At 58.8% G+C, this 26,183-nt stretch carries 25 protein-coding genes and 4 tRNA genes; 19 read left to right on the forward strand and 10 right to left on the reverse strand.

Annotated features, from left to right (window positions below; all coding sequences use genetic code 11):
- Window positions 1–17 precede the first annotated feature (17 nt).
- From AAE029_RS25595 to AAE029_RS25605, 3 genes are all read left to right on the forward strand, one after another.
- Window positions 18–476 carry a GNAT family N-acetyltransferase gene (locus AAE029_RS25595; RefSeq protein WP_371075716.1) on the forward strand — a complete coding sequence of 153 codons (459 nt, stop codon included), beginning with the start codon at window positions 18–20 and terminating at the stop codon, window positions 474–476.
- 103 nt (window positions 477–579) lie between these two features.
- Complete coding sequence (locus tag AAE029_RS25600; RefSeq protein WP_371075717.1) at window positions 580–978, forward strand: NADH:ubiquinone oxidoreductase subunit NDUFA12; 399 nt, start codon at window positions 580–582, stop codon at window positions 976–978.
- A gap of 101 nt (window positions 979–1,079) precedes the next feature.
- Window positions 1,080–1,535 (forward strand): DUF2155 domain-containing protein, encoded by a 456-nt coding sequence (locus AAE029_RS25605; RefSeq protein ID WP_371075718.1) that lies wholly within the window; start codon window positions 1,080–1,082, stop codon window positions 1,533–1,535.
- Window positions 1,536–1,665: 130 nt separating this feature from the next.
- Here the strand turns inward: AAE029_RS25605 and aat are convergent, their stop codons facing one another.
- The 5 genes from aat to AAE029_RS25630 form a co-directional block, all read right to left on the reverse strand.
- Window positions 1,666–2,283, reverse strand: coding sequence for a leucyl/phenylalanyl-tRNA--protein transferase (gene aat, locus AAE029_RS25610; protein ID WP_371075719.1), 618 nt, complete (start codon window positions 2,281–2,283; stop codon window positions 1,666–1,668).
- A gap of 7 nt (window positions 2,284–2,290) precedes the next feature.
- Window positions 2,291–3,637 carry an acetyl-CoA carboxylase biotin carboxylase subunit gene (accC, locus tag AAE029_RS25615; RefSeq protein WP_371075720.1) on the reverse strand — a complete coding sequence of 449 codons (1,347 nt, stop codon included), beginning with the start codon at window positions 3,635–3,637 and terminating at the stop codon, window positions 2,291–2,293.
- A 10-nt stretch (window positions 3,638–3,647) separates the two neighbouring features.
- On the reverse strand, window positions 3,648–4,121 hold the full coding sequence (accB, locus tag AAE029_RS25620) for an acetyl-CoA carboxylase biotin carboxyl carrier protein (protein ID WP_371075721.1): 474 nt from the start codon (window positions 4,119–4,121) through the stop codon (window positions 3,648–3,650).
- 22 nt (window positions 4,122–4,143) lie between these two features.
- Complete coding sequence (gene aroQ / locus AAE029_RS25625) at window positions 4,144–4,581, reverse strand: type II 3-dehydroquinate dehydratase (protein WP_371075722.1); 438 nt, start codon at window positions 4,579–4,581, stop codon at window positions 4,144–4,146.
- A 166-nt stretch (window positions 4,582–4,747) separates the two neighbouring features.
- Window positions 4,748–5,515 carry a DsbA family protein gene (locus tag AAE029_RS25630; RefSeq protein ID WP_371075723.1) on the reverse strand — a complete coding sequence of 256 codons (768 nt, stop codon included), beginning with the start codon at window positions 5,513–5,515 and terminating at the stop codon, window positions 4,748–4,750.
- A 218-nt stretch (window positions 5,516–5,733) separates the two neighbouring features.
- On the opposite strand from AAE029_RS25630, the gene AAE029_RS25635 reads away from it, so the two are divergent.
- Together AAE029_RS25635 and AAE029_RS25640 are read left to right on the forward strand one after the other, a co-directional pair.
- The gene (locus AAE029_RS25635; protein WP_371075724.1) at window positions 5,734–6,891 is read left to right on the forward strand and encodes a pyridoxal phosphate-dependent aminotransferase; all 1,158 of its coding nucleotides are present in this window, start codon (window positions 5,734–5,736) and stop codon (window positions 6,889–6,891) included.
- Window positions 6,892–7,112: 221 nt separating this feature from the next.
- Entirely contained in the window at window positions 7,113–8,447 is a 1,335-nt protein-coding gene (locus tag AAE029_RS25640; RefSeq protein ID WP_371075725.1) for a folylpolyglutamate synthase/dihydrofolate synthase family protein, read from the forward strand.
- A gap of 278 nt (window positions 8,448–8,725) precedes the next feature.
- On the opposite strand, the gene AAE029_RS25645 is transcribed toward AAE029_RS25640, so the two are convergent.
- The gene (locus AAE029_RS25645; protein WP_371075726.1) at window positions 8,726–11,629 is read right to left on the reverse strand and encodes an Rne/Rng family ribonuclease; all 2,904 of its coding nucleotides are present in this window, start codon (window positions 11,627–11,629) and stop codon (window positions 8,726–8,728) included.
- A gap of 728 nt (window positions 11,630–12,357) precedes the next feature.
- On the opposite strand from AAE029_RS25645, the gene AAE029_RS25650 reads away from it, so the two are divergent.
- The 3 genes from AAE029_RS25650 (at window position 12,358) to prfB (ending at window position 17,478) form a co-directional block, all read left to right on the forward strand.
- Window positions 12,358–13,536, forward strand: a complete 1,179-nt coding sequence (locus AAE029_RS25650; protein ID WP_371075810.1) for an N-acetylmuramoyl-L-alanine amidase — start codon at window positions 12,358–12,360, stop codon at window positions 13,534–13,536.
- A gap of 257 nt (window positions 13,537–13,793) precedes the next feature.
- Window positions 13,794–16,247, forward strand: coding sequence for a penicillin-binding protein 1A (locus AAE029_RS25655; protein ID WP_371075727.1), 2,454 nt, complete (start codon window positions 13,794–13,796; stop codon window positions 16,245–16,247).
- Window positions 16,248–16,346: 99 nt separating this feature from the next.
- Window positions 16,347–17,478 (forward strand): peptide chain release factor 2 gene (prfB, locus tag AAE029_RS25660; RefSeq protein ID WP_371075728.1). Its coding sequence is split into 2 segments (ribosomal slippage): window positions 16,347–16,415 and window positions 16,417–17,478, totalling 1,131 coding nucleotides; the frame shifts between segments, so codons are not numbered across the junction.
- Between the two features lie 197 nt (window positions 17,479–17,675).
- On the opposite strand, the gene AAE029_RS25665 is transcribed toward prfB, so the two are convergent.
- Window positions 17,676–18,185 carry a hypothetical protein gene (locus AAE029_RS25665; RefSeq protein WP_371075729.1) on the reverse strand — a complete coding sequence of 170 codons (510 nt, stop codon included), beginning with the start codon at window positions 18,183–18,185 and terminating at the stop codon, window positions 17,676–17,678.
- Between the two features lie 16 nt (window positions 18,186–18,201).
- A complete protein-coding gene (locus tag AAE029_RS25670) occupies window positions 18,202–18,975 on the reverse strand; it encodes an NAD kinase (RefSeq protein ID WP_371075730.1) in 774 nt (257 codons plus the stop codon).
- Window positions 18,976–19,143: 168 nt separating this feature from the next.
- On the opposite strand from AAE029_RS25670, the gene AAE029_RS25675 reads away from it, so the two are divergent.
- Window positions 19,144–19,219, forward strand: a tRNA-Thr gene (locus AAE029_RS25675).
- A gap of 75 nt (window positions 19,220–19,294) precedes the next feature.
- Here AAE029_RS25675 and AAE029_RS25680 read toward each other — a convergent pair.
- Both AAE029_RS25680 and AAE029_RS25685 read right to left on the reverse strand, forming a co-directional pair.
- Window positions 19,295–19,453 carry a hypothetical protein gene (locus AAE029_RS25680; RefSeq protein ID WP_371075731.1) on the reverse strand — a complete coding sequence of 53 codons (159 nt, stop codon included), beginning with the start codon at window positions 19,451–19,453 and terminating at the stop codon, window positions 19,295–19,297.
- A 132-nt stretch (window positions 19,454–19,585) separates the two neighbouring features.
- Complete coding sequence (locus tag AAE029_RS25685) at window positions 19,586–20,482, reverse strand: TrmH family RNA methyltransferase (protein WP_371075732.1); 897 nt, start codon at window positions 20,480–20,482, stop codon at window positions 19,586–19,588.
- A 201-nt stretch (window positions 20,483–20,683) separates the two neighbouring features.
- Between AAE029_RS25685 and AAE029_RS25690 the strand changes: the two genes are divergently transcribed.
- The 10 genes from AAE029_RS25690 to rplL all read left to right on the forward strand — a co-directional run bounded on the left by AAE029_RS25690 (window position 20,684) and on the right by rplL (window position 26,139).
- Window positions 20,684–20,768 (forward strand) — tRNA-Tyr (locus AAE029_RS25690).
- Window positions 20,769–20,794: 26 nt separating this feature from the next.
- Window positions 20,795–20,868 (forward strand) — tRNA-Gly (locus AAE029_RS25695).
- Between the two features lie 253 nt (window positions 20,869–21,121).
- The gene (gene tuf / locus AAE029_RS25700) at window positions 21,122–22,297 is read left to right on the forward strand and encodes an elongation factor Tu (RefSeq protein WP_371075733.1); all 1,176 of its coding nucleotides are present in this window, start codon (window positions 21,122–21,124) and stop codon (window positions 22,295–22,297) included.
- A gap of 252 nt (window positions 22,298–22,549) precedes the next feature.
- Window positions 22,550–22,625 (forward strand) — tRNA-Trp (locus AAE029_RS25705).
- A gap of 191 nt (window positions 22,626–22,816) precedes the next feature.
- Window positions 22,817–23,017, forward strand: a complete 201-nt coding sequence (secE, locus tag AAE029_RS25710) for a preprotein translocase subunit SecE (protein WP_371075734.1) — start codon at window positions 22,817–22,819, stop codon at window positions 23,015–23,017.
- Window positions 23,018–23,033: 16 nt separating this feature from the next.
- Window positions 23,034–23,564: a transcription termination/antitermination protein NusG gene (nusG, locus tag AAE029_RS25715; RefSeq protein ID WP_371075735.1), complete on the forward strand. Its 531-nt coding sequence runs from the start codon at window positions 23,034–23,036 to the stop codon at window positions 23,562–23,564.
- A gap of 148 nt (window positions 23,565–23,712) precedes the next feature.
- Entirely contained in the window at window positions 23,713–24,141 is a 429-nt protein-coding gene (rplK, locus tag AAE029_RS25720; RefSeq protein ID WP_371075736.1) for a 50S ribosomal protein L11, read from the forward strand.
- Window positions 24,142–24,145: 4 nt separating this feature from the next.
- The gene (gene rplA, locus AAE029_RS25725; RefSeq protein ID WP_371075737.1) at window positions 24,146–24,850 is read left to right on the forward strand and encodes a 50S ribosomal protein L1; all 705 of its coding nucleotides are present in this window, start codon (window positions 24,146–24,148) and stop codon (window positions 24,848–24,850) included.
- Between the two features lie 329 nt (window positions 24,851–25,179).
- The gene (gene rplJ, locus AAE029_RS25730) at window positions 25,180–25,698 is read left to right on the forward strand and encodes a 50S ribosomal protein L10 (protein ID WP_371075738.1); all 519 of its coding nucleotides are present in this window, start codon (window positions 25,180–25,182) and stop codon (window positions 25,696–25,698) included.
- Between the two features lie 57 nt (window positions 25,699–25,755).
- Window positions 25,756–26,139, forward strand: coding sequence for a 50S ribosomal protein L7/L12 (gene rplL / locus AAE029_RS25735; protein WP_371075739.1), 384 nt, complete (start codon window positions 25,756–25,758; stop codon window positions 26,137–26,139).
- Window positions 26,140–26,183: the final 44 nt, after the last annotated feature.

Genomic DNA, 26,183 nt, shown 5'->3' on the forward strand with positions numbered 1-26,183 from the left:
AAGAAAGTTTGCCGGAAATGGATATTCTCATACGCGAAGCGCGCATAGGGGATCTTGCGGCCCTTGTGGCCATGTTTGCGGAGGATGCGGTCGGCGGGCATGGTGACACGACTGACCCGGCCGCCTTTGGAGACTACGAGCGGGCATTTGCCATAATCGAGGCGTCGCCGGATCAGACCCTCTATGTCGCCGAGCGTGATGGGGAGGTCGTCGGAACGTTCCAGACGATGTTCATCACCGCACTGACCGGTCGGGGTTCGGCCTCGATGATCATCGAGGCCGTGCAGACGCGATCGGATCTGCGCGGGCAGGGTATTGGCGCACGCATGATCGATTTCTGTATCGACGAGGCAAAACGCCGCGATGTCCGGCTTGTGCAGCTGACATCGAACGTGAAGCGCAAGGACGCTCACCGCTTCTATGAAAGACTGGGTTTTCAGCCGAGTCATCTTGGCTTCAAGATGGTCTTGAAATGAAGGGCTTTCCGCCGGGAAACACTGGACAATCCACTTACCAGGCGGCATAAGCGAAGGAACGAATTCTGGTTTCGCTCGCCATGGGCGAGCACAAGGAAAAGACATGTGGAATCTTCTGGTGCAAACCTTCACCTGGTGGAATGGTCAGACGATGGGGACGCGTTTGGCGACCTGGCGTTTTGGCAAGCGCGTCGGAGAGGATGAGTTCGGCAATGTCTATTACGAAGGCGGCAAGTCCTCGTATGGCCTGCCCAAGCGTTGGGTGATCTATAACGGCTACGCCGAAGCGTCTGCCATCCCACCGGGCTGGCACGGATGGATGCACCATCGCACCGATGTTCCGCCGTCGCAGGATAATTACGTCGCCAAGGAGTGGCAGAAGTCGCACCGCCCCAATCTGACGGGATCGCCGCAGGCTTACCGTCCGCCGGGTTCGCTGGCAGTTCCCGGTGAGCGCCCGAGGGTAACTGGCGATTACGATGCCTGGACTCCGGGAAATTGATCGGAGTCCTGCGACTCCGCTTTTGGCCATAATTGACCTTTACCCGCAGGTTGGCCGTCAATTTCGCGGTCTGAGATGAAATGCGCTGGAGAAGGGTGGATATGAAGTTTTTCACGCGGAAATCTTTCCTGCGTGCTGCCGGGACGACGTCACTGCTGATGTTTTCGGCTATTTCTGCGTCGCTACTGCCTGGTGCGGTTCAGGCAGCTCGCATCGAAAATCCTGTCGCCGTCTTCTCCGGTCTCGACAAGATTACCGGCCGCATTACTACTTTCGACGTCTATGTCGACGAAACGGTGCAGTTCGGAGCGCTGCAAGTGACGCCAAAGGCCTGCTATTCCCGCGATCAGGCTGAAGCGCAGAAGATTGACGGCTTCGTGGAAGTCGACGAGATCACTCTCGACCGCAAGATTCGCCGTATTTTCACGGGCTGGATGTTCGCCGACAGTCCCGGCCTCAACGCGGTAGAACATCCGATCTATGATGTCTGGCTGAAGGACTGCAAGCAAAATTCCGACGTCCCGCCGCCGGACAACGCAAAGGCATCTGGCCAGTAACGCGCCCAGGTAAAAGGGTCTTGCTGCTGGAAGCTTCTTGCCGCCGTCGTTCTGTTGGCCGTGATCTCTTGGGAAGCCAGCCCTTGCCCGTACGTGTCGGATGTCGATGCAGGGCAAGATTTATTGGCAACTATCCGAAATCGACATGCGGCGTCTCCATGGCCGCGGCAAGCAGGCGGGCATAATCGTCCTTGGGGACATCGATCGCGCCAAAAGTCTTCAGGTGCTCGGTCGTGAACTGCGTGTCAAGCAACGTGAAGCCCTTCTTCTGCAGGCGCTCCACCAGATAGACGAGACAGATCTTCGAAGCGTTGGTCCGGCGGGAAAACATGCTTTCCCCGAAGAAGGCGGATCCCAGCGATACACCGTAAAGTCCGCCGACAAGTTTCTCGCCCTCCCACGCTTCGACCGAATGGGCATGTCCCATGCGATGCAGGGTGGAATAGAGTCCCTTGATGGTCTGATTGATCCAGGTGCTCGGCCGATCCGACGTCGCTTCCGCGCAGGCGGCGATGACGCCGTCGAAGTTCGTGTCGAAGCGGACATCGAACGGCTTCTGGCGAATTGCCTTGGCGAGGCTCTTCGAGACATGGAAATCGCCGAGCGGTATGACGCCGCGAAGTTCCGGCTCGACCCAGAAGATTTCCGGGTCGTCTGCCGATTCGGCCATCGGAAAGAGACCGATGGAATAGGCGCGCAGCAAGATCTCCGGAGTAATGCCTGGCGACTTTCTGCGCGATCCTGCCATTCTCGTCCTATGCCGGATGGTTGGCCAGATAGTGCTCCAGCCAATGGATATCATAATCACCGTTGGCTATGTCCTGATTTGACACCAGTTCCTGAAACAACGGCAGCGTGGTTTTGATGCCATCGACCACGAATTCATCGAGTGCACGGCGAAGCCGCATCATGCATTCGACTCGGGTACGGCCGTGGACAATCAGCTTGCCGATCAGGCTATCGTAGTAGGGCGGAATTTTATAGCCCTGATAAGCACCGGAATCGATGCGCACGCCGAGGCCACCCGGGGCATGGAAATGTGTGATCGTGCCGGGCGACGGCACGAAAGTGCGGGCGTCCTCGGCATTGATACGGCATTCGATGGCATGGCCATGGAAGTGGATCTCGTCCTGCGTGACGGAGAGGCCACCGCCGGAGGCGACTCGGATCTGCTCGTGCACGAGGTCGATGCCGGTGATGGCTTCAGTCACCGGATGCTCCACCTGCAGACGGGTGTTCATTTCGATGAAATAGAACTCGCCGTTTTCGTAGAGGAATTCGATTGTGCCGGCGCCGCGATATTTCAGCTTCTTCATGGCATCGGCGCAGATCTGGCCGATCTTCATGCGCTGTTCGACATTGAGCGCCGGAGAATTCGCCTCTTCCCAGACCTTCTGGTGGCGGCGCTGCAAGGAGCAGTCGCGCTCGCCAAGATGAACGGCGTTGCCTTCACCGTCGCCGAACACCTGAATTTCGATATGACGCGGCTGGCTGAGAAATTTTTCCATGTAGACCGCATCGTTGCCGAAGGCAGCACCCGCCTCCGCACGTGCCGTCGAATAGGCTCCGATCAGGTCTTCCTGAGAGCGAGCGACCTTCATGCCGCGTCCGCCACCGCCGGCGGTTGCCTTGATCAGGACCGGATAGCCGATTTCCGCGGCCGTTCTGATGGCGTCCGCCTCGTCCTTGACTTCGCCGTTCGACCCTGGGACGACCGGGATGCCAAGCTCCTGCGCGGTCGTCTTGGCGGTAATCTTGTCGCCCATGAGACGAATATGTTCCGCCGTCGGACCGATAAAGGTGATGCCATGGGCCTCGAGAATATCGGCGAACTTCGCATTCTCTGAAAGAAAGCCATAGCCCGGATGCACGGCGTCAGCGCCAGTGATCTCGCAGGCCGCGACAATCTGATGGATGTTGAGATAGCTGTCGCGGGAGGGCGGCGGACCGATGCACACGCTTTCGTCCGCAAGCCGCACATGCATCGCATCCGCATCCGCGGTGGAATGAACCGCGACGCTTGCGATGCCGAGCTCCTTGCAGGCGCGCAGCACGCGAAGGGCGATTTCCCCGCGATTGGCTATGAGAATCTTCGAAATCATGAGCGAAGGCCTATTCGATGACGACAAGGGCTTCGCCGTATTCAACGGGGCGGGCATCCGTGACGAGGATTTCAGTGACCATGCCGGAGCGTGGCGCCGGAATCTGGTTCATCGTTTTCATCGCCTCGATGATCAGGAGCGTCTGGCCTTCCTTGACAGTCGAGCCCACTTCGATGAAGGGGGGAGCGCCTGGCGCCGGAGCGAGATAGACGGTGCCGACCATGGGGGCGCTGACGACGTTCTCCGGATTGCGGCCGCTGGCGGCTGCCGGATTGGCGGCGGCTGCGGGTGCTGTGTTCGGCATGGGTGCGAACGCGGCCGGGGCGGCGATCGGCGCCTGGACGAATTGCGGTGTTCCGGCGCGCGAGACGCGGATGCGCAGATCCTCCTGCTCGACCTCGATTTCCGTCAGATCCGTATCGTTGAGGATATTCGCGAGATCGCGAATCAAAGCCTGGTCGATACCCGATTTTTTATCAGCCATGGATATTTGCCCTGTCTTCTTCTTATCTGGTGATGTTCTTCAGCGCGTTGAGCGCCAGGATATAGCTATAGGGGCCAAAGCCGCAGATCATGCCCTTTGCCGCAGGCGCGATCATCGACTTGTGGCGGAATTCTTCCCGCGCGTGGATATTGGAGATGTGGAGTTCCACTACCGGAATGGAAATTGCCCGGATGGCATCGTGCAAGGCAATCGACGTGTGCCCATAAGCCCCCGGATTGATCGCAACGCCGATGGCTCGATCGTCGGCTTCGTGCAGCCAGTCGACCAGAACGCCTTCGTGATTGCTTTGCCGGAAATCGATATCGAAACCCAGTTCCTGTCCTGCCATCCGGCAATCCGCCTCGATATCCTTCAGCGTCTTGCCGCCATAGATGCCAGGCTCGCGCTTGCCCAGAGTATTGAGATTGGGTCCGTTCAGGACGAAGATGGTTTGCGTCATCGGATGTTCCGTCGAAAGTTGAGCGCAAGCTATAGAGCAAAGAATGATCCGATGGAACCATTCTTTGCTCTAACTCCCAAGGAGATCAGGGAAATCCTTTGGCGAGCGGCGCACATGTCGAAGCTGTCAGAACACTCCGATTCGGGCGATTTGATGAGTGCTGCGATCAGCAGGTGGTCTTGCCGCAGGCGCGCACGTTCTCGACCTTCTGTTCAAGCACATCGGCGCCGACGGCACCGGAGACGGCTTCGGTGCCAATGACATAGGACGGCGTACCGGTAAGCCCCAGGGTCGTCGCCAGCTTATAGGTCTCCTTGACGGACGCGTCGCTGGGGTTCGCGGCCATTTCCTTGCGGATATCGGCTTCGCTGACACCGAGCGAGGTCGCAACTTCCAAGGCGCTTTCCTCCGAGGCGCGACCATCGCTGCTGAGGAGCGCACGGTGGAAGTCGCCGTATTTCTCGGGCGCCAATATGCGGAATGCAGCCGAAACCTTGTGTGCGGCGACCGAATCCGGGCCAAGAATCGGGAGTTCCTTAAGCACGAAGCGGATATTCTTGTCGTTCTGAAGGAGTGTATCCATGTCGCTCAGTGCATGGCGGCAATATCCACAATTGTAGTCGAAGAACTCGACGATGGTGACGTCACCCTTTGGATTGCCGAGCGTCATATCGTACTTGGCATCGAAAATTGCCGACTTGTTCTCGCTGATCGCCTTGTTCGACTGAAGGAGCCGAGCCGCTTCCTGCTTCTTCTCGAGCGCTGCCTGGACATCCAACATGATTTCCGGATTTTCGATCAGATACTGCTTGATGAATTCCCCGAATTCCTTCTTCTGCTTCGCATCGAGAGCAGCGGCGGGGGAGGACATGGCGATCGAACCTGCAAAGGCCAGAGCGGAAAGCGTGAGCAGGGTTTTCGGAAAAAACGTCATAGTGTCCTCGTCATCTGATCGTGGGATTTCTGTGTCCGCAATACCATCGTCGGGTTAAAATCCGGCAATTCGGTGCGGGATATTAGGCTGAGCCCTTCATTACCGATATGGGAATTTTCGCAAGTACCGCGCAATCGCGGGATTGTGAAGAGGCTGTTATTGCGGCAATTGTCCAGTGATGCCTTCTGTTGGAAGAGAATTAATAGAAAGAATTGCTCTTGTTTTCCACCTCCAAACGCAGCGAAGTCGAGCCTTTCCACGCCATGGACGTTCTGGCGGAGGCAACGAGACGGCGGGTCGCAGGCCATGCCGTCATCTCGATGGCCGTCGGCCAGCCGTCCCATCCAGCGCCACAGGCCGCCTTGGAGGCGGCGCGCATGGCACTCGCCGAGGGCCGGATCGGATATACGGATGCGCTAGGCACGGTGAAGCTCAAGCAAGCGCTTGCTAGTCACTATCGCAGCCGCCATGGGCTTGATATCGATCCCATGCGCATTGCGATCACTACGGGTTCCTCGGCCGGGTTCAATCTTGCTTTCCTGTCGCTCTTCGATGCAGGCGATGCCGTTGCGATTGCGCGGCCGGGTTATCCTGCCTATCGCAATATTCTTGGCGCGCTGGGGCTGAAGGTCATCGAGGTGCCGGTGACGGCCGAGGCACATTTCACGTTGACGCCCGAGGGGCTGGAGGCGGCGCAGAACGAACGTGGCGTGCGCCTCAAGGGCGTTCTGCTGGCAAGCCCCGCCAACCCGACGGGGACCGTGACCGGCCGCGACGGATTGCGGGCACTCGCCGATTACTGTGCCGCCAATTCCATCGCCTTCATCTCGGACGAGATCTATCACGGGCTGACCTTCTCGGGCGAGGAGACCAGCGCGCTGGAACTGACGGACGAGGCAGTCGTCATCAATTCCTTCTCGAAATACTACTGCATGACCGGCTGGCGCATCGGCTGGATGGTCCTGCCGGAACGGCTTGTTCGGCCGATCGAGCGCGTGGCGCAGAGCCTCTACATCTCGCCCCCGGAACTCTCCCAGATCGCCGCGACGGCCGCTCTCGGTGCGGCTGCCGAGCTCGACGTCTACAAGGCGAGCTATGCCGCCAACCGCGATTTCCTGATGAAGCGACTGCCGGAGATCGGGCTCTCCATCGCCTCGCCGATGGATGGCGCCTTTTACGCCTATGTAGACGTCACCCGCTTCACAAATGACAGCATGCAATTCGCAAAGACCATGCTGGCCGAGATCAATGTCGCCGCAACGCCGGGTCTCGATTTCGACCCGCTCGAAGGCCACCGAACCATGCGCTTTTCCTATGCGGGCTCCAATGCCGAGATCGAAGAGGCAGTGGAACGCATCGGTTCTTGGCTGAAATAGAGGCCTGTTCAATCATTTGCCCGAGTTTTCGGAATCAGTTTTGAAGCTTGTTGAATCGAAATGCGAGTACGGCCGACACCGTCGATCTCTCGTGCGGGATGGCTGGTTAAGCGGGCAACTCGCATGATAGATGTAAAGGGGCTGCGGGACTGGCGAATGGGTAGCCGCCGGTGAGCGCAGCGGCGCCGGGGCCGAAACTTAGATTTTCACGTTGGTGCCCAATGAGGAAGATAATCCAAAACCGGAAGCTGGCCGAAGCCCTCGCGGAGCTCAATGAACTAACAGATTGGGAACGCAGACCACGCGGATTGATGCGGGTTGGTCTCGAACCCGCTGACGATCTCGCCAAGCGCCTTGGAAATCCACACAGAGCCTTTCGTTCGATCCAGGTGGCGGGCACCAAAGGGAAGGGGTCCACCTGCTCATTACTCGAGGCCGCATTTGATAATGCCGGATATCGCGTGGGTCGTTACGCCTCTCCACATGTCGAGCACATTACCGAGCGTGTCAGCCTGAACGGACTACTTGTAGAGGAGGAGATCCTCGGCGAGGCAATCGTGCAGTCCCTGGCAGCCTATCGAGAGGCATTGCGAGAGGGAACGCCGGCGCAGTCGGCAACATGGTTCGATATCCTGACCGTCTCTGCTTTTCTCATATTCAACAAAGCCGGCATCGACTGGGCCGTCATCGAGACAGGGCTTGGAGGGCGGCTGGATTCGACCAATATCGTGGACGGCGAGATTGCCATTATCACCAATATCGAACTGGAGCATACGGAAGTTTTGGGAAGCTCGCGGGCCGCGATTGCCCGCGAAAAGGCAGGAATCATCAAACCGCGAAAAGCCGTCGTCACCTCTCTCGCCGCAACCGATGAAGCCGGTCGCGTCGTTGAGGAGCGGGCTAAAGAACTTGATTGCGAGATATATCGTCCCATTTTGCCGGACCATCCGACGATAGAGGACAGGAATGCGGCCCTGGCTGGTCTGACGCTCGATATACTGGGTCAGCAGGGCTTACACACGCGATCTTCATCTCTTGAAGATAAGCCCCTCGGTGCATGGCTGCTTAACGATGCGACACGAACAAAGGCCCGATTGCCGGGCCGGCTTGAACGCTTTGACATCGAAATTCGCAACAGCGCCGGCGAGGGGCGTCGCGTGCCCGTGATCCTCGACGGCGCCCATGTTCCGTTCAATCTCGAGGCAGTTTTGAATGATCTCGCTTCACAGCCCGACTTGCGAAGATCCTGCATCTCGATTGTCGCGCTTGCGGCAGACAAGGACGCCGCGGGATTTCTTACGGCCATGTCTCACCATCCGGTCACCGCCATTTTTACCGCTTTTCCGACGGCAGGGCGGACCCGTTCGCCGGATGAACTTCGGGACTTGGCGCAAACACTTGGCATGCCGAGCGAAGTGGTCCCCGATCCCATGCAGGCGTTTGAGCGTGCTTGTGAGCAAGCGTTGAAGACCGGCTCGTGGATATTGGTGACCGGATCGCTTTACCTCGTGGGCTTGCTACGGGAGGCCGTGGCGGCAAGGAGCGCCCCGTCTTGAGGCCTACGCCGCTCAGCGCCGAATCATCCGGCTTTAGATCAAAAAGTTAGAGCGGGGGTGTCGCTCGAAAACCGCGCACGCTTTTCGGCATCCCGCTCTGCTGCATGTTTCCTAAAATCGGAACCGATTTAAGGATAAAAACATGCAGCAATTCGAAGTGCTACAGCGTCCTTTGTGCGTCTAAAAAGACGCACGGCGCTGTAGGTGTTCTCGCAGACAAAAAATCCGGCTGCGTCACCGCAGCCGGATGTTCATTCATCCTGACCGAACAGGAGCTTTCAGAAGAAACCGCGGCGCTGCCACCAACCAGCCTTCTTCGGCTTGCTCGGCTCGCCATCGCCTTCCGAAGCCTCAGTGGTTGCGCGACTGGATGTTACGACCGGCTGCGTAGACGAAACATTGGATTCGCGGTTGGCGCGTACCGGCTTTTCTTCCTCCTGCTGCACTGGAGCTGCCGTTTCGCCGGCAAGGCCACCGGAAGCTTCGGCCACTTCTTCAGCTTCAGTATCCGTGGCCGGAGAGGCTTCGATCACCGGTTCTTCGACCGGTGACGCACCGGCCTTCCGGCGGCCGCGGCCCCTGGCGGGCTTCGCCTTCTCGGTAACGATCTCGGAGGATTCGACGGCGGCCATGGCCGAGAGGCCCTCGGTAGCCTCTTCGGCAACCGCTTCGACGATTTCGGCTTCAGTCGAAACCTCTTCGCCTTCCGATGCGGCGGCATCCTCGTCTGATTCGCTTTCTGAGGATTCGGAGGCCGTGCTCAGTTCCGATCCTTCCTCGCCGCGGTTGCGACGTCCACCACGCTTGCCCCGACGGCGGCGCTTGCGCTTCTGGCCGTCATCGCCGTCACCACGTTCCTCGGCGGCGGCAGCGGTCTCATCGCCATCCTCATCCTCGCCTTCGTCAGCATCGTCTGCCGCTTCGGAAACGACATCGGAGCCAGTCTGTTGCTCGGCTGTGCCGCCTCGGCCGCGCCGACGCCTACGACGCTTGCGCTTGCGTCCACCTTCGCCGTCCGTGCGCGAAGAAGCCGGTTCCGAGACAGCTTTTTCTTCAATTTCCTCTTCTTCATCCTCCTCCGTCTCGATGATGACGTCGTCGTCATCGTCATCAGGGATGGCGGCAAAGTTGAAGAGGCTCTCGATCTTGACCGGATTTTCGACTGGCTCGCCGCGATCGATCGCAAAATGCTGGGTGCCAACGGCGTTGTCCGCGTCGACGATGATCGCAACGCCGAAACGACGCTCGTAATCGACGATGGTCGAGCGCTTGTGGTTCAAAAGATAGAGCGCAATCTCCGGAGGCGTGCGTACGGTGATGTTATGCGTGGTGTTCTTGAGCAGATATTCCTCGATCCCGCGCAGGCAATGCAGCGCGATAGAGGACTGCGAGCGCACATGACCCGTGCCGCCGCAATGCGAGCAGACCTGAGTCGTGCTTTCGAGCACGGAGGCGCGAATGCGCTGGCGTGACATTTCCAGGAGGCCGAAATGCGAAATGCGGCCGACCTGGATGCGCGCACGGTCGTTCTTCAGGCACTCCTTCAGTTTCTTCTCGACGGCACGATTGTTGCGCTTCTCCTCCATGTCGATGAAGTCGATCACGATGAGGCCGGCAAGATCGCGCAGGCGAAGCTGGCGGGCGATTTCTTCCGCTGCCTCCAGGTTCGTCTGTAGCGCCGTGTCCTCGATCGAATGCTCGCGCGTCGACCGGCCGGAGTTGACGTCGATCGAAACCAGGGCTTCGGTCTGGTTCATGATCAGATAGCCGCCGGACTTCAGCGTCACCTGCGGCTGCAGCATGCGATCGAGCTGCGCCTCAATGCCAGAACGCGAGAAGATCGGGTGGATATCACGATAGGGCTGAACCACCTTGGCATGGCTCGGCATCAGCATCTTCATGAAGTCTTTCGCTTCACGATAGCCTTCCTCGCCCGCAACGATGATCTCGCCGATGTCTTTGTTGTAGAGATCGCGGATTGAGCGCTTGATCAGGCTGCCTTCTTCATAGACGAGGCAAGGCGCGGTCGACGCCAGCGTCAGGGTCCGGACGTTCTCCCAGAGACGCATCAGATATTCGAAATCGCGCTTGACTTCTACCTTGGTGCGGTTCGCTCCCGCCGTACGCAGGATGACGCCCATGCCCTGCGGTACTTCCAGCATGCGGGCGATTTCCTTCAACCGCTTGCGGTCCGTGGGGTTCGTGATCTTGCGAGAGATGCCGCCGCCGCGCGCCGTGTTCGGCATCAGCACGGAGTAACGGCCCGCCAGCGAGAGGTAGGTGGTCAGCGCCGCACCCTTGTTGCCGCGCTCTTCCTTGGCGACCTGCACAAGTAGGATCTGGCGACGCTTGATCACTTCCTGAATACGATACTGCTTGCGCGGCTTGCGCTGGATGCGATCGGGAACCTCCTCCATCGCATCTTCCGCACCAACGGATTCGATTACTTCCTCTTCACCGTTGTCGTCGTGATCGTCATCGTCGTCATCGTCATGGCGACGCTTTGCAACATCGACTTCCTCGGAAATCGAGTCTGTCTCGACCATGGCGGCCATCTCGCCGCCCGCGGGCCGCTCGTCGTCGTCATCGGCGGTGTGGGAAGCGCCTTCGGCCTCGACATCGGATGGAACGGCGTCTTCGGTAGCGGTCGCTTCGATGGCCGGCTCGGGGGCGGCCTTCTTGCGGCTGCGACGCGGCTTGGCCTTCTTGGCGGGAGCGTCCTCGACAGTCGCCTCTGCTATCGGGGCGGAGTCATCGGCGGGTGCTGCGGTTTCTTCAACCGGAGGAACGGTTTCCGGCTCCTCCCGCGGCGTGATGCCGATATCCGGTTGATCCTGTGTCGCAAGATCGACCCGCGCGGTCTCGACATGCTCGACGTCATCGTCGTGGCGATGTTCCTCGGCCTCAGCCCTCAACAGGGCCTGCCGGTCCGCAAGCGGGATCTGATAGTAGTCGGGATGAATTTCGGCGAAGGCGAGAAAGCCGTGCCGGTTGCCGCCGTAATCGACAAAAGCAGCCTGCAGCGACGGCTCGACCCGTGTCACCTTTGCCAGATAGATGTTGCCGCGGATCTGTTTCTTGTGCTGCGATTCGAAATCGAATTCTTCTATCCGATTCCCGCGAACGACAACGACGCGCGTCTCTTCCTCGTGAGACGCATCGATAAGCATTTTGTCTGCCATGTAAGCTGTGCTCCTCGGCGCAGCCGCGCATCGGCATTCCGGTCTGTTGTCGAAACAGCCGGGATGCGGTCCGCCATTGCCGCGCCGGATAGTGATGGTCGCGATTGGTTCGTGTGAGCGGACAGCAGCCGGACGGCGGCCGGGAAATCCTTATCCCGGGGCCTGTACACTTCGGATAAAACCTGCTGCGGCGACATCAACAACCAAGCGAGAGCGATAATAACTTAGGCTCGTTCGAGCCCGATGAATGTGCTCCTTGAGAGCGGTTGGTGGCACTCCACCGATGAAATTCCCGCATGAAGCCGGAAATTCAGGATCCAGTTTTAAAGCGGAAGCATCCAGACGACGGATGAAAGCCGGTTGCGGCGCCAGGTCCCCGAGGGGTTGGCAGCCTTGCGGCGACTCTATCCCGTCAACACTTCTGCCCTAATATGCGTTGTATGTTTTCTCTGTCACAATAGCAAGGAAAAAGCCAAGTATGCCATAATATTGATGGATTCCTCGGCTCAAGCCAGACTGGGCGGCACGTGATCCTGATTCGCCGACGCACTGCATTCGGCGCGGAGCACGGTGGTATTTCGACCGCCGCCGCGACGGGAAAACGTCACTTTCGCTATATAGGATGTTTTGAGCTGTTGTTTAAGAGAATGTGTTCCGGGGAGGGGAAATCGAAAGTGTGGCTGACGCGCCTCCGGCGGCTGAGGGTCTTTATCGCTTCGATCGTATTTATGCTTGGCAGCATTGTCTTCGTTTCTTCGACGCATGCGGCCGCCTCCGAGCCGTTGCTTGCCTATGGCGCTCGCATCGCCGGGGACACAGCCCGCACGCGCATTGTCATCGATTTCGATCGTGAGCCTCGGTTTTCCGTCCACTATGTCGCAAACCCCGACCGGGTCATCGTTGATCTCCCGGCCACGGCCTTCGGCTTCCCTGCCAAGGACCTGGAGGCAAAGGGCCTTTTCAAGGATATTCGCTATGGCACGATGGACGAAACCAGTGCTCGTATCGTGCTGACGGCGGTCAAACCGGTCAAACTGGTTATGGCAAAGGTCCAGGGGAACAACGAGGGCAGGGGCCACAGTTTGGTCCTGGACGCAGAAATTGTCCCGCCGGAGCAGTTCGCCGAACTCGTGAAGTCGCAATCGTGGCGCCCCGACGCGCAGGTCACCAATACCGTCGGTCCCGTGCAGCCGGTGGAGAAATCGAAACCCGGCGACTACGTTATCGCGGTGGATGCCGGCCACGGCGGCATTGATACCGGTGCGATCGGCGTCGACACGAAGACGCAGGAAAAGCAGGTGACGCTCGCCTTTGCCAGGGACCTCGTCGACAGTCTGAACAAGGAGCCGGGGATCAAGGCGTTCTTGACCCGAAAGGGCGACGAATTCCTGACGCTTTCCGAGCGCGTCACGATTGCGCGGCAGAATCACGCTGCATTGTTCATTTCGCTCCACGCCGACACGTTGCGACAGAAGGAGATTCGTGGTGCGACGGTCTACACGATTTCCGACCGCGCCTCGGACAAGCTGGCAGCCGACCTTGCCGACCGCGAAAATCTTTCCGACCAGATCGCAGGCTCGGAGCCGACCACCGAACCGCCGGAGGTGGCTGATATTCTCCTTGATCTCACACGGCGCGAAACCCAGGCTTTTTCCATTTCTCTGGCGAAGTCGGTGATCGATTCCTTCAACGGGCAGGTGGGACTGATCAATAATCCCCACCGTCACGCCGGCTTTCGCGTGCTGCAGGCTCCGGATGTACCTTCGATCCTGCTGGAGCTCGGTTTTCTCTCCAATCAAGAAGACGAAAAGTTGCTGCTCGACGAAAAATGGCGCGTGAAGATCGCAGATCTGCTGACGGATGCCGTCAAACGGTATCGCACCTCGACCATGGCCAATGGCGGCTAAGAGCCCCGCGGGCCGTGGTTTCCATGTGACACATTCGGGACAATTGGCGATGCTGCGTGTGGAATACCGACGCCAGGCCCAATTTTCCTCACATTCCCACGGCTACAACCATTTATTGTCGAATGGGGAAAATGGATTGTTGTCGGCTTGTGGCCGGAATTGTCTTGGAGTAAGCCGCGCAGCGTGCAAAACGCCTTAAGCTGTGCGATGGTATTGCCCATGCGCCAATTGAAGAACTAAGTGCCGGTAGCTTGAATATGATCAGACTTCTTGGATATTTCTTCGGACTGGCCTGTGTGCTGTTTTTGATCGTGGCTGTTGGCGTTGCGGTCTACATAAGCGGCGTGTCCCGGGATCTGCCCGATTATGCGGTGCTGAACAGCTATGCTCCGCCGGTCGCGACCCGTGTTCATGCCGGCAACGGTGCGTTGATGGCCGAATATGCGCGCGAGCGGCGCCTGTTCCTCCCAATCCAGGCCATTCCCGATCGCGTCAAGGCGGCATTCCTTTCGGCCGAAGACAAGAATTTCTACAATCACCCTGGCGTCGATCTCGGCGGTCTTGCCCGCGCGATCATCGTCAACGTGCAGAATTTCGGTTCCGGACGCCGCCCCGTCGGCGCTTCGACGATCACGCAGCAGGTTGCCAAGAACTTCCTTCTGACCTCTGACCAGACGATCGACCGCAAGATCAAGGAAGCAATCCTCTCCTTCCGCATCGAGCAAGCCTACAGCAAGGACAAGATCCTCGAACTCTATCTCAACGAGATCTTCTTCGGCCTCAATTCCTACGGCATTGCCGGAGCGTCGCTGACCTATTTCAACAAATCCGTCACGGAACTGACAATTGCCGAAGCTGCCTATCTTGCTTCACTGCCGAAGGGGCCGGCCAATTATCATCCGTTCCGGCATCCGGATGCTGCCTTGGAGCGTCGCAACTGGGTCATCGACCGCATGGTCGAGAACGGCTATGTCAGCCAGAGCGACGGTGCGGAAGCCAAGAAACAGCCTCTCGGCGTAACAGCCCGCAATACCGGTCCGTCTCTCTTCGCCTCCGACTATTTCGCCGAAGCCGTTCGCCGTCAGCTCATAGAACAATATGGTGAAAAGACGCTCTATGAAGGCGGGCTTTCGGTGCGCACCTCGCTCGATCCGCAGCTTCAACTCTACGCCCGCAAGGCGCTGCAGGATGGGCTCGTTACTTACGACGAACGTCGCGGCTTCCGTGGCCCGGTCAAGCAGATCGATATTTCGACCGATTGGGGTCCGGCGCTGGCCGATGTTCCGCCCCTTGCCGATGTGCCCGAATGGCAGTTGGCCGTTGTGTTGGCGGTTGCCGACGACAGCGTCGACATCGGCCTGCGTCCGGTGAAGGATGCGGGAGGCAAAGTGGCTGCGGAACGCAATCGCGGCGTCATCAGAGCCGACGATATGAAGTGGGCCTATCGTTCGGCAGCCGGCGACCGCAAGACCGCCAGATCGCCAGGTGGCGTACTGTCGCCGGGTGATGTCGTCTATGTCGAAAAGCTTGGTGACGGCAACTCCTACCGGCTGCGCCAGCCGCCGAAAGTGCAGGGCGGCATGGTGGTGATGGACCCGAAGACTGGTCGCGTTCTGGCCATGGTCGGCGGCTTTTCCTATGCACAGTCGGAATTCAACCGCGCGACCCAGGCGATGCGGCAGCCGGGCTCCTCCTTCAAGCCCTTCGTTTATGCCGCGGCAATGGACAATGGCTACACGCCGGCCTCGGTGATCATGGATGCGCCGATCGAGATCGTCTCCGGCGGACAGGTCTGGAGACCGGAAAACTACGGCGGCGAAGTCGGCGGCCCTTCGACGCTCCGCTTCGGCATCGAGAACTCGCGCAACCTCATGACGGTGCGTCTCGCCAACGATCTCGGCATGAACATCGTTGCCGAATATGCGGAACGCTTCGGCATCTACGACCATATGCTACCGGTCCTGGCGATGTCGCTTGGCTCCGGCGAAACGACGGTTCTGCGCATGGTGTCTGCCTATTCGGTGATCGCCAATGGCGGCAAACAGATCAAGCCAACCCTGATCGACCGCATCCAGGATCGCTATGGCAGGACCATCCTACGCCATGACGATCGCGTTTGCGAAAACTGCAATGCGGGCGATTGGCAGAATCAGGAGGAGCCGAACGTGGTGGACAACCGCGAGCAGGTCCTCGATCCGATGACGGCCTATCAGATCACCTCGATGATGCAAGGCGTGATCACGCGCGGGACCGCAGCCGGCAAGATCAAGCTGGACGACCGCGATGTCGCCGGCAAGACCGGGACCACCAATGATGAGAAGGATGCCTGGTTCATCGGCTTTACGCCGGATATCGTTGCCGGCGTCTACATGGGTTACGATACGCCGACGCCTCTCGGTCGCGGTGGTACCGGCGGCGCGCTGTCGGCTCCAATCTTCAATGAATTCATGCAGGAGGCGATCAAGACCATACCGCCGTCGAAGTTCGTCATCCCTCAAGGCATGAACCTGATGCCGATCAACCGCAAGACCGGAATGGCGGCTGCCGAAGGCGATCCCAACACGATCATTGAAGCATTCAAGCCGGGCACCGGCCCGGCCGACAGCCTCTCGGTGATCGGCATGGACGGTACCATGGCGCCGGAAGAAATTCTAAGGACCTCACCTCAGGCCAATCAGGCGGTCCAATCCGGAGCCGGCGGCCTCTTCTGATCCACCCGATGTCGTTTCAGGCATGCTGCGGGCTTTACATCCGCGGCATGCCTATCTATGTGACGGACACTCTTTTTTATCCAAGCAAGAAGCGGAAAAATGCGAGCGGAAATCGAGAACGTAGTCGACGAAATCAAGCAGGCCATAAGCCTGCTGAGGAGGCATCTTTGACTGGGACCAGGCAATAAGGCGACTGGACTGGTTGAACAACAAGGCAGAGGATCCGAACCTCTGGAATGACGCGGCCGAAGCGCAGAAGCTGATGCGCGAACGCCAGCAGCTCGACGACAGCATCAATGGTGTCAAGTTGCTCGAGCAACAGCTTAGCGACAATATCGAACTCATCGAATTGGGCGAAGAGGAAGGCGACGACACTGTCGTCAGGGACGCCGAGGATGCCTTGAAGGCGCTCAAGATCGAAGCGGCCCGCAGGCAGGTGGAGGCAATGCTGTCCGGCGAGGCCGACGGTAACGACACCTACCTCGAAGTCCATTCCGGCGCCGGCGGCACGGAAAGCCAGGATTGGGCGAACATGCTCCTGCGCATGTACACGCGCTGGGCCGAGCGTCAGCGCTTCAAGGTCGAGCTTCTCGAAGTCCATGATGGTGAAGAGGCGGGCATCAAATCCGCGACGCTGCTCGTCAAGGGGCACAATGCCTATGGCTGGCTGAAGACCGAATCCGGTGTTCACCGCCTCGTGCGAATCTCCCCCTACGACAGCAACGCACGCCGCCATACCTCGTTTTCGAGCATCTGGGTCTATCCGGTCGTCGATGATTCGATCCAGATCGACATCAACGAAAGCGACTGCCGCATCGATACCTATCGTTCGTCCGGCGCTGGCGGCCAGCATGTCAACACCACCGACTCGGCGGTGCGCATCACGCACATGCCGACCGGCATCGTCGTGCAGTGCCAGCAGGAGCGTTCGCAGCACAAGAACCGCGCCAAGGCCTGGGACATGCTGCGCGCCCGACTGTATGAAGCCGAGTTGATGAAGCGGGAAGAGGCGGCCAATGCCGAAGCGGCCTCAAAGACCGATATTGGCTGGGGCCACCAGATCCGCTCCTACGTCCTGCAGCCATATCAGCTCGTCAAGGACTTGCGCACCGGCGTATCGAGCACGGCGCCGGGCGACGTGCTGGACGGTGACCTCAACGAGTTCATGGAAGCGGCGCTTGCCCATCGCATCAGCGGCGCGGCCGATGCTGTGGTCGAGGATATCGACTAGAGCAATTCCAGGAAAAGTGCGAGGCGGTTTTCCGTCCGGGATTGCGTAACAACAAAAGCTTAGAGCGGTTCTGCGTTTCCATGAAAAGCTGAAACGCTCAAGCAGCCGTCAGTTTGGCCCTTCGAAGCCCCGGAAACGGGGCTTTTCTTTTGTCCGTGTGGAAGCGAGGCAGGGTGCGAGCACTGTCAGATTGGCGATCAATTCGACGACTTTTCGATGGTGATGTCGCCGAACTCGTCGATCAGTACCGTCCAGCCTTCCGATTCGGCATCCGGCTTGGTTTTCAGGTAGACGGTGGCAAAAAGTCCGGGCTCCCGAATGATGCCGGTAGAGTTTTCCGGGCGGATGTCGGTGACATACGGTTTTAAAGCGCTAAGCTCTTCGAGTTCGATGGTCGAAAGAATCTCCGGTCCGCTATCGGCCTGGATGATCTGCTGCAGATAGACTTTCGCGGTGCGGTCCGGCTGGCGTACTGCAAACAGCTTGTAATAACCATGCCGTGCCTTCTGAGCCGGGGTAGCATTGCTATTCGTGGTGCCTTGTGCTTGCGGAGCCCGTTCCACGGCCGGCGTGTTGCCGTTATCCTCCCAATATCCCGTACTGGTTGCGAACGTGATCGCGGAGGGAAGCGTGATAGCGTCCTGTGCAGTCAGGGTAACGGGCATGGCAAGAACCGCCGCAACGGCGGCAGCGATGGCGCTTCTCATCGAACTTTCTCCTGTGTCAGTCGGAAAACTGTTCGGCGAGGATGCGATCTGACCAGGAGCGGTCGGGATCGGACAGAATTCGTGCCGTCATGTCTTCCGATTGGGCGATACGCACCCTCAGGACCGACTTTATTTCACTGTTGTCGGCCACCGCATTGACAGGGCGTTTCTCAGCTTCAAGGACATAAATGTCCACGGTCACCTTGTTGGGCAAAAGCGCGCCGCGCCAGCGGCGGGGCCGGAAGGCGCTGACGGGTGTCATGGCGAGAAGCGGCGCGTCTAGCGGCATGATCGGTCCATGTGCGGAAAGATTATAGGCGGTTGAACCGGCAGGGGTCGCCACCATCAGCCCGTCGCAGATCAGTTCATCTAGTCGGACATGGCCGTCGATCTCAACCCGGAGCTTGGCCGCCTGATAGGATTGACGGAACACGGAGACCTCGTTGATCGCAAGCGCGATCGAACTGCTGCCGTCGACATTCGTCGTTGTCATCTGCAACGGATGGAAGGCGTTTTCCACCGCCGCATCGATTCGCTCGCGCAGATCTTCCAGCCGATAATCGTTCATGAGAAAACCAACCGATCCACGATTCATGCCGTAGACGCGCTTTCCCGTATTCATCGTCTTGTGCAAGGTCTGCAACATGAAGCCGTCGCCGCCGAGCGCGACGATGACATCGGCCTCCTCGACCGGCGCGCAGCCGTAAAGACGCATCAGGTCGTCGCGGGCCGTGAGCGCCTCCGGCGACGACGAAGCAAGGAAGCAAAGGTTTTGCAATGAACTGGACATACAGAATCCTTGGAAAATCTATTCTAGGTAAATGATAAAGGCCTTGCACGACAAGGATATTTTGGGAACCATAGGGCCGTCGCCCCCCACCATGGCAGTGCACAATGGTGGATCCTGGCCCGATTTTTCTTTACATGGATTGGAAATCTGCTAGTTGGCTGCGCAGATGCCCTTGTAGCTCAGTTGGTAGAGCACCTGATTTGTAATCAGGGGGTCGCGGGTTCGAACCCTGCCGGGGGCACCACTCTTTTCTCCCCACCCTTTCAGAAGCTGCCATCCGCCTCTTTGCGGTTGCTCGCCTTCAATCGGACACGGGGCTTTATTGCGACGGCGGCGGCGCAGTCTGGACCGGCGGCGGCATCATCGCTGGAGGTGGTTGCCGCGTGGGCTCCTCCGGATTGACCCAAAGGATGCTCGTGATCACCAGAACGAAGATGGCGACGAAGAGAACGCCAAATATGAGGGGTCTAACTGCCATGATGCAGGCTGCTCCGCTCTTATGGTTGATCTGCGAGAACATAGCACCGCAGATAGATCATTTTGGGGCCATTCAATGATCATTTGCCATCCGAACTGCCCAAGTCCTTAACGGCGAGAGCGGTGTTGCCGCCTATTTTTTCAGATGTAGCCGGGCCGCGTACATCGCGATCGCCGCTGCGTTCGAAACATTGAGCGACTTGATCGCCCCAGGCATATCCAGGCGGGCGAGCGCATTAACCGTTTCGCGCGTTTTCTGCCGCAGGCCCTTGCCTTCGGAACCAAGTACCAGTGCGATTCTTTCGCCGGCAAACGTGCCTTCCAGGGGCGCGGGCCCTTCCGAATCGAGGCCGATGGTAAAGAATCCGAGATCGTGCAGCTCACCGAGCGCGTCGGCGAGATTGGTGACCTGTATATAGGGTATGACCTCCAGCGCACCGGATGCGGATTTCGCCAACACTCCTGATTCGGTCGGGCTATGGCGCATGGTCGTAATTACGGCGCCGGCGTCGAAGGCGACTGCTGAGCGCATGATAGCGCCGACATTGTGCGGATCAGTCACTTGGTCAAGCACGAGCAGGAGAGGGCTGTCTTTCAGAGCTTCCAGCCGGCGCACGGGCAGCGGCCGGGTTTCCAGCATCACACCCTGATGGATCGCTTCGGGGCCGAGAATCTTGTCGATGTCCTGCGGCGAGACGATCTCGACCGGTATAGGAAGCGATTGCGGATCGCCGACATCGAGACGGGCAAGCGCATTCTGTGTCACCGACAGCCTGATGTTCCTGCGCTCAGGATTGTCGAGTGCGGCGCGCACGGTATGCAGACCGTAGAGATAGACCTGATCCGGGGCGAGTGCGGGCGGTTTCCAGTCGTCCGCGCCGACCCGCTTGCGCTTCTGCGGTGCAGGCGTTGGAATCTCGCCGCGTTCCCGCTTGGCATCGCGATGCGCCCGCCTGAGATTGGCGTAGTGCGTATCCCTGGCGGATTTGTCTGTCGCGGGCTTGCCGCCGGATTTGTTATCTTTGCTCATGCGGCTTTATAACGGTGGTGCTTCGCGCAGCATAGGATTTCTTTCGCATGGTCCTCTTTCAACAGGCGATGAAATTTTTCGTTCTTTTTCCGTTGTCTTCGTGTTGACAGACTGAAATGCTCCGGTCATATACGCGGCGCAGATCGAGGGCGGCGACGCTTTCGTTCTGACGAGCTTGGTCGTAAGATCCGGATGGAAACCGGAGGGATGCCCGAGTGGTTAAAGGGGACGGACTGTAAATCCGTTGGCTCAGCCTACGTTGGTTCAAATCCAACTCCCTCCACCATTCCATCTTGCGGATCGGACCACCCCGCGGGTATAGCTCAATGGTAGAGCAGCAGCCTTCCAAGCTGAATACGCGGGTTCGATTCCCGCTACCCGCTCCAGTCCCCTGGAAGAATTGTTTCCCGATCCTTATCTAAATGCCTGAATCGGCAGACGCTTTGGTGTCTTTTCGGATCAGGCTCCGTCATCAGCGAGACGAATCGGTATTCGAAGCGCGCATTGTCTTCCATCCCCGTTCGTTCGCCAAGAATGGCGTTCATAATTAAGTCTTGCGCAAAATCGCCGAAAGCCTTAAACGGCGGCACTAAACCGGTTCGCCGGGGTCACCCATTTACGTTCACAGGAAGCATTCAAATGGCAAAGAGTAAGTTTGAGCGCAACAAGCCGCACGTTAACATTGGCACGATTGGGCACGTTGACCACGGCAAGACGTCTCTGACGGCAGCGATCACGAAGTACTTCGGTGAGTTCAAGGCGTATGACCAGATCGACGCGGCCCCGGAAGAAAAGGCGCGCGGCATCACGATTTCGACGGCGCACGTCGAATACGAGACGGCCAACCGCCACTATGCGCACGTCGACTGCCCCGGCCATGCCGACTACGTGAAGAACATGATCACCGGCGCCGCACAGATGGACGGCGCGATCCTGGTGTGCTCGGCCGCCGACGGCCCGATGCCGCAGACGCGCGAGCACATCCTGCTGGCCCGCCAGGTCGGCGTTCCGGCGATCGTCGTGTTCCTGAACAAGGTCGACCAGGTTGACGACGCCGAGCTTCTGGAGCTGGTCGAGCTCGAAGTTCGCGAACTGCTGTCGTCCTACGACTTCCCGGGCGACGATATTCCGGTCGTCAAGGGTTCGGCGCTTGCCGCGCTGGAAGACTCCAACAAGGAGATCGGCGAGAACGCGATCCGCGAGCTGATGGCGCAGGTTGACGCCTACATCCCGACGCCGGAGCGTCCGATCGACCAGCCGTTCCTGATGCCGATCGAAGACGTGTTCTCGATCTCGGGCCGCGGTACGGTTGTGACGGGCCGCGTCGAGCGTGGCGTGATCAAGGTCGGTGAGGAAGTCGAGATCGTCGGCATCCGTCCGACGACGAAGACGACCTGCACGGGCGTTGAAATGTTCCGCAAGCTGCTCGACCAGGGCCAGGCCGGCGACAACATCGGTGCGCTGCTGCGCGGTGTCGACCGCAACGGCGTCGAGCGTGGCCAGATCCTGTGCAAGCCGGGTTCGGTAAAGCCGCACAAGAAGTTCAAGGCGGAAGCCTACATCCTGACGAAGGAAGAGGGTGGCCGTCATACGCCGTTCTTCACGAACTACCGTCCGCAGTTCTACTTCCGCACGACGGACGTGACGGGCATCGTGACGCTGCCGGAAGGCACGGAAATGGTGATGCCGGGCGACAACGTGACGGTTGACGTCGAGCTGATCGTGCCGATCGCGATGGAAGAAAAGCTGCGCTTCGCCATCCGCGAAGGCGGCCGTACCGTCGGCGCCGGCATCGTCGCAAGCATCGTCGAGTAATCTGCGGATTAACCGATTTATGGAGGCCCTGCCGGCGACGGCGGGGCCTTCTGCTTGCGGGAAGGCCCCTTCATTCGTCGCTTTTCCCCTTTAGACGGAGGGGATCGAGATGAGGCGCCTCTCTGCCGTGTTTGCTGTCTGAAAAAACAAAAAACAGACTTGCCAATCTCTTCGGCGCGCCTTAAAGGGAGCGCCATGCTTCGGGACGGGCGCTCGGCTGAACCAGCCGGATGTCGAAAACGAAGGGCTTTTAGGGGTATAGCTCAGTTGGTAGAGCGGCGGTCTCCAAAACCGCAGGTCGGGGGTTCGAGCCCCTCTGCCCCTGCCATTTTTCCTGCTGGTCAGCGCGGTGTCCTGCTTGCTTTCCATTGGGAAAATGCCGTATTCTCGGCAAATTTCGCGAAACGTCGAATTCCCTCTTGTTAAACGGGGAAACGATGTTTATGTAGGGTTTAACAGACACGCGGTGCGTGGGGCTGATATGTTCAGCTTTACGCGCCGTAATTGCGTGGGCAGTCGATGGCATCCAAAACAAATCCGTTTGCGTTTCTGCAGCAGGTGCGCGCCGAAACGGCGAAAATCACATGGCCCTCTCGCCGCGAGACCATGATCTCGACGGTCATGGTTCTCGTGATGGTAGTTATTGCTGCCCTGTTTTTCTTTGCCGCCGACCAGCTGATCAGCTGGGTTCTCAGCTACGTGCTGAACATCGGCAATTAATCGGGTGGAGATGAAGATGGCGGCACGTTGGTACATCGTCCACGCTTATTCCAATTTTGAAAAGAAGGTGGCCGAGTCCATCGAGGAGAAGGCGAAGCAGAAGGGTCTCGATCATCTGTTCGAAAAGATCCTTGTGCCGACGGAGAAGGTCGTGGAGGTGCGCCGTGGTCGCAAGGTCGATTCTGAGCGCAAGTTTTTCCCGGGCTACGTGTTGGTGCGCGCCAATCTGACTGATGAGGCTTATCATCTGATCAAGAATACGCCGAAGGTGACCGGTTTCCTCGGCTCCGACAGCAAGCCCGTTCCGATCCCGGACTATGAGGCCGAGCGCATCCTCGGTCAGGTCCAGGAAGGCGTTGAGCGGCCGAAGGCATCGGTGTCCTTCGAGATCGGCGAGCAGGTTCGCGTTTCCGATGGTCCGTTCGCGTCGTTCAACGGCATCGTTCAGGATGTCGACGAAGAGCGGTCGCGTCTGAAGGTGGAAGTCTCGATCTTCGGTCGCGCTACCCCGGTCGAACTGGAATACGGTCAGGTCGAAAAGGTCTGATCGGATGGCGGCGACGTGCCGCAAAATCGCATGGAAGGGCAGGGGTCTTAGCCGGATCCGAATTCAGTCCGCACCACGCAACCGCAGCCGCCGGAGCGATCCGGCATGAAGGGCCGGGTAACCGGTCGATTATGAAAGGCAGAGAGATATGGCTAAGAAAGTTGCAGGCCAGCTCAAGCTGCAGGTAAAGGCCGGTTCGGCAAATCCGTCCCCGCCGATTGGTCCTGCGCTTGGTCAGCGTGGCATTAACATCATGGAATTCTGCAAGGCGTTCAATGCCGCCACGCAGGAAATGGAAAAGGGCATGCCGATTCCGGTCGTCATCACCTATTACCAGGACAAGTCCTTTACCTTCGTCATGAAGCAGCCGCCGGTCAGCTACTTCCTGAAGCGCGAAGCGAAGATCCAGTCCGGTTCCAAGACTCCGGGCAAGGCTAAGGCTGGCTCCATCACCAAGGCTCAGGTCAAGACGATCGCTGAAGCGAAGATGAAGGACCTGAACGCAGCGAATATCGAAGGTGCAATGGCGATGATCGAGGGCTCCGCCCGCGCCATGGGCCTGGAAGTGGTAGGTTAAGGCCATGGTCAAGCTTGCTAAGCGTATTCAGAAGACCCGCGAAGGGATCGATCCGACCAAGCTCTATGGCCTGACCCAGGCAATCGGCATGGTCAAGGAACGGGCTGTCGCCAAGTTCGACGAAACCATCGAAGTCGCCATGAACCTCGGCGTCGACCCGCGCCATGCAGACCAGATGGTTCGCGGCGTGGTCAACCTGCCGAACGGCACCGGCCGCTCGGTTCGCGTCGCAGTCTTCGCTCGTGGCGCCAAGGCTGACGAAGCCAAGGCCGCCGGTGCTGATATCGTCGGCGCCGAAGACCTCGTAGAGATCGTCCAGGGCGGCAAGATCGATTTCGATCGCTGCATCGCAACGCCGGACATGATGCCGCTCGTCGGCCGCCTCGGTAAGGTGCTTGGTCCGCGCGGCATGATGCCGAACCCGAAGGTCGGCACTGTGACGATGGATGTTGCTGCTGCCGTCAAGGCTTCCAAGGGTGGTGCCGTCGAATTCCGCGTCGAGAAGGCCGGTATCGTTCATGCTGGCGTCGGCAAGGCTTCCTTCGACGCCAAGGCTCTGGAAGAGAACATTCGCGCCTTCGCCGATGCCGTCATCCGGGCGAAGCCCGCCGGCGCGAAGGGCAACTACCTCAAGCGCGTGGCGATCTCTTCGACCATGGGCCCAGGCGTCAAGATCGAACCGTCGTCGGTCACGGCTCCGGCCGCTTAAGTTTTCGTCGGGCTTCGGCTCGAACAAAGAATTTCCGGCCTCGAAAGGGGCCGGAATGTCCGGAGAAATCCGGATTTCCTGTCCGAGATTGCAGGTGGTTTTCCCTTAATCACTTTGCCTGCATGAGACGGGTAAGACCCGAATGAGATGAAGTTCTGCTTCGACGAACTCGGTTCGAGCCTTGGATGCCTTGTGCCTCTTGAGCCTATGGCCGCGGAGCGCGAGGGGACAGGATCCTCAAGCGTCGCTTGGGATCTCTTCTGATCCCAGGAGGCAAAAGGCAACCCGATAGGTCCGTTTAAAACGGTCCTGTCAACTGGAGATAAGCAGTGGAAAGAGCGGAAAAACGCGAATTCGTCACGGAGCTGAACGAGGTCTTCAAGGCTTCGGGTTCGGTTGTCGTGGCCCACTATGCTGGTGTCACAGTTGCGCAGATGAACGACTTCCGTTCCAAGATGCGCGCTGCTGGCGGCACCGTCAAAGTCGCGAAGAACCGCCTGGCCAAGATTGCTCTTCAGGGCACGGAGTCGGAAGGGATGTCCAATCTCTTCAAGGGTCAGACGCTGATCGCATTCAGCGAAGACCCGGTCACGGCTCCCAAGGTCGTCATGGATTTCGCCAAGACCAATGACAAGCTCATTATTCTCGGCGGCGCCATGGGCAATACGACGCTCAACGCGGAAGGTGTCAAGTCGCTTGCGACCATGCCTTCGCTGGACGAGCTGCGCGCGAAGCTGCTGGGCATGATCCAGACCCCGGCTACCCGCATCGCAGGCGTTGTTGCAGCACCGGCAAGCCAGCTTGCTCGCGTGCTTTCGGCCTATGCCAAGAAGGACGAAGCCGCTTAAGGCGGTTTTTCGCTGTTCATAATCAACCAGTTCGAACCGAACAAAAGGAACTAGAAAATGGCTGATCTCGCAAAGATCGTTGAAGACCTCTCCTCGCTGACCGTTCTCGAAGCTGCAGAACTGTCGAAGATGCTGGAAGAAAAGTGGGGCGTTTCCGCCGCTGCTCCGGTAGCTGTTGCTGCCGTTGGCGGTGCTGCGGGCGGCGCTGCTGCTCCGGTCGAGGAAGAAAAGACCGAGTTCGACGTCATCCTCACGGATGCCGGCGCCAACAAGATCAACGTCATCAAGGAAGTCCGCGCCATCACCGGTCTCGGCCTCAAGGAAGCCAAGGACCTCGTCGAAGGCGCTCCGAAGGCTGTCAAGGAAGCCGTTTCCAAGGCTGAAGCCGCTGACATCAAGAAGAAGCTTGAGGACGCAGGCGCAAAGGCCGACGTCAAGTAATCTTGAACTGCACTTGGGAGGCGGTCGTTTTCCCGCCTCCCATT

The organism is Sinorhizobium sp. CB7, assembly GCF_041357635.1.
In the GTDB taxonomy this organism is placed as follows: domain Bacteria; phylum Pseudomonadota; class Alphaproteobacteria; order Rhizobiales; family Rhizobiaceae; genus Rhizobium.

Excerpts from the sequence above, each read along its gene's own strand:
- AAE029_RS25595 (WP_371075716.1), top strand. The coding sequence starts at position 18 with ATGGATATTCTCATACGCGAAGCGCGCATAGGGGATCTTGCGGCCCTT.
- AAE029_RS25600 (WP_371075717.1), top strand. The coding sequence starts at position 580 with ATGTGGAATCTTCTGGTGCAAACCTTCACCTGGTGGAATGGTCAGACG.
- AAE029_RS25605 (WP_371075718.1), top strand. The coding sequence starts at position 1,080 with ATGAAGTTTTTCACGCGGAAATCTTTCCTGCGTGCTGCCGGGACGACG.
- aat (WP_371075719.1), bottom strand. The coding sequence starts at position 2,283 with ATGGCAGGATCGCGCAGAAAGTCGCCAGGCATTACTCCGGAGATCTTG.
- accC (WP_371075720.1), bottom strand. The coding sequence starts at position 3,637 with ATGATTTCGAAGATTCTCATAGCCAATCGCGGGGAAATCGCCCTTCGC.
- accB (WP_371075721.1), bottom strand. The coding sequence starts at position 4,121 with ATGGCTGATAAAAAATCGGGTATCGACCAGGCTTTGATTCGCGATCTC.
- aroQ (WP_371075722.1), bottom strand. The coding sequence starts at position 4,581 with ATGACGCAAACCATCTTCGTCCTGAACGGACCCAATCTCAATACTCTG.
- AAE029_RS25630 (WP_371075723.1), bottom strand. The coding sequence starts at position 5,515 with ATGACGTTTTTTCCGAAAACCCTGCTCACGCTTTCCGCTCTGGCCTTT.
- AAE029_RS25640 (WP_371075725.1), top strand. The coding sequence starts at position 7,113 with ATGAGGAAGATAATCCAAAACCGGAAGCTGGCCGAAGCCCTCGCGGAG.
- AAE029_RS25645 (WP_371075726.1), bottom strand. The coding sequence starts at position 11,629 with ATGGCAGACAAAATGCTTATCGATGCGTCTCACGAGGAAGAGACGCGC.
- AAE029_RS25650 (WP_371075810.1), top strand. The coding sequence starts at position 12,358 with ATGCTTGGCAGCATTGTCTTCGTTTCTTCGACGCATGCGGCCGCCTCC.
- AAE029_RS25655 (WP_371075727.1), top strand. The coding sequence starts at position 13,794 with ATGATCAGACTTCTTGGATATTTCTTCGGACTGGCCTGTGTGCTGTTT.
- AAE029_RS25665 (WP_371075729.1), bottom strand. The coding sequence starts at position 18,185 with ATGAGAAGCGCCATCGCTGCCGCCGTTGCGGCGGTTCTTGCCATGCCC.
- AAE029_RS25670 (WP_371075730.1), bottom strand. The coding sequence starts at position 18,975 with ATGTCCAGTTCATTGCAAAACCTTTGCTTCCTTGCTTCGTCGTCGCCG.
- AAE029_RS25680 (WP_371075731.1), bottom strand. The coding sequence starts at position 19,453 with ATGGCAGTTAGACCCCTCATATTTGGCGTTCTCTTCGTCGCCATCTTC.
- AAE029_RS25685 (WP_371075732.1), bottom strand. The coding sequence starts at position 20,482 with ATGAGCAAAGATAACAAATCCGGCGGCAAGCCCGCGACAGACAAATCC.
- tuf (WP_371075733.1), top strand. The coding sequence starts at position 21,122 with ATGGCAAAGAGTAAGTTTGAGCGCAACAAGCCGCACGTTAACATTGGC.
- secE (WP_371075734.1), top strand. The coding sequence starts at position 22,817 with ATGGCATCCAAAACAAATCCGTTTGCGTTTCTGCAGCAGGTGCGCGCC.
- nusG (WP_371075735.1), top strand. The coding sequence starts at position 23,034 with ATGGCGGCACGTTGGTACATCGTCCACGCTTATTCCAATTTTGAAAAG.
- rplK (WP_371075736.1), top strand. The coding sequence starts at position 23,713 with ATGGCTAAGAAAGTTGCAGGCCAGCTCAAGCTGCAGGTAAAGGCCGGT.
- rplA (WP_371075737.1), top strand. The coding sequence starts at position 24,146 with ATGGTCAAGCTTGCTAAGCGTATTCAGAAGACCCGCGAAGGGATCGAT.
- rplL (WP_371075739.1), top strand. The coding sequence starts at position 25,756 with ATGGCTGATCTCGCAAAGATCGTTGAAGACCTCTCCTCGCTGACCGTT.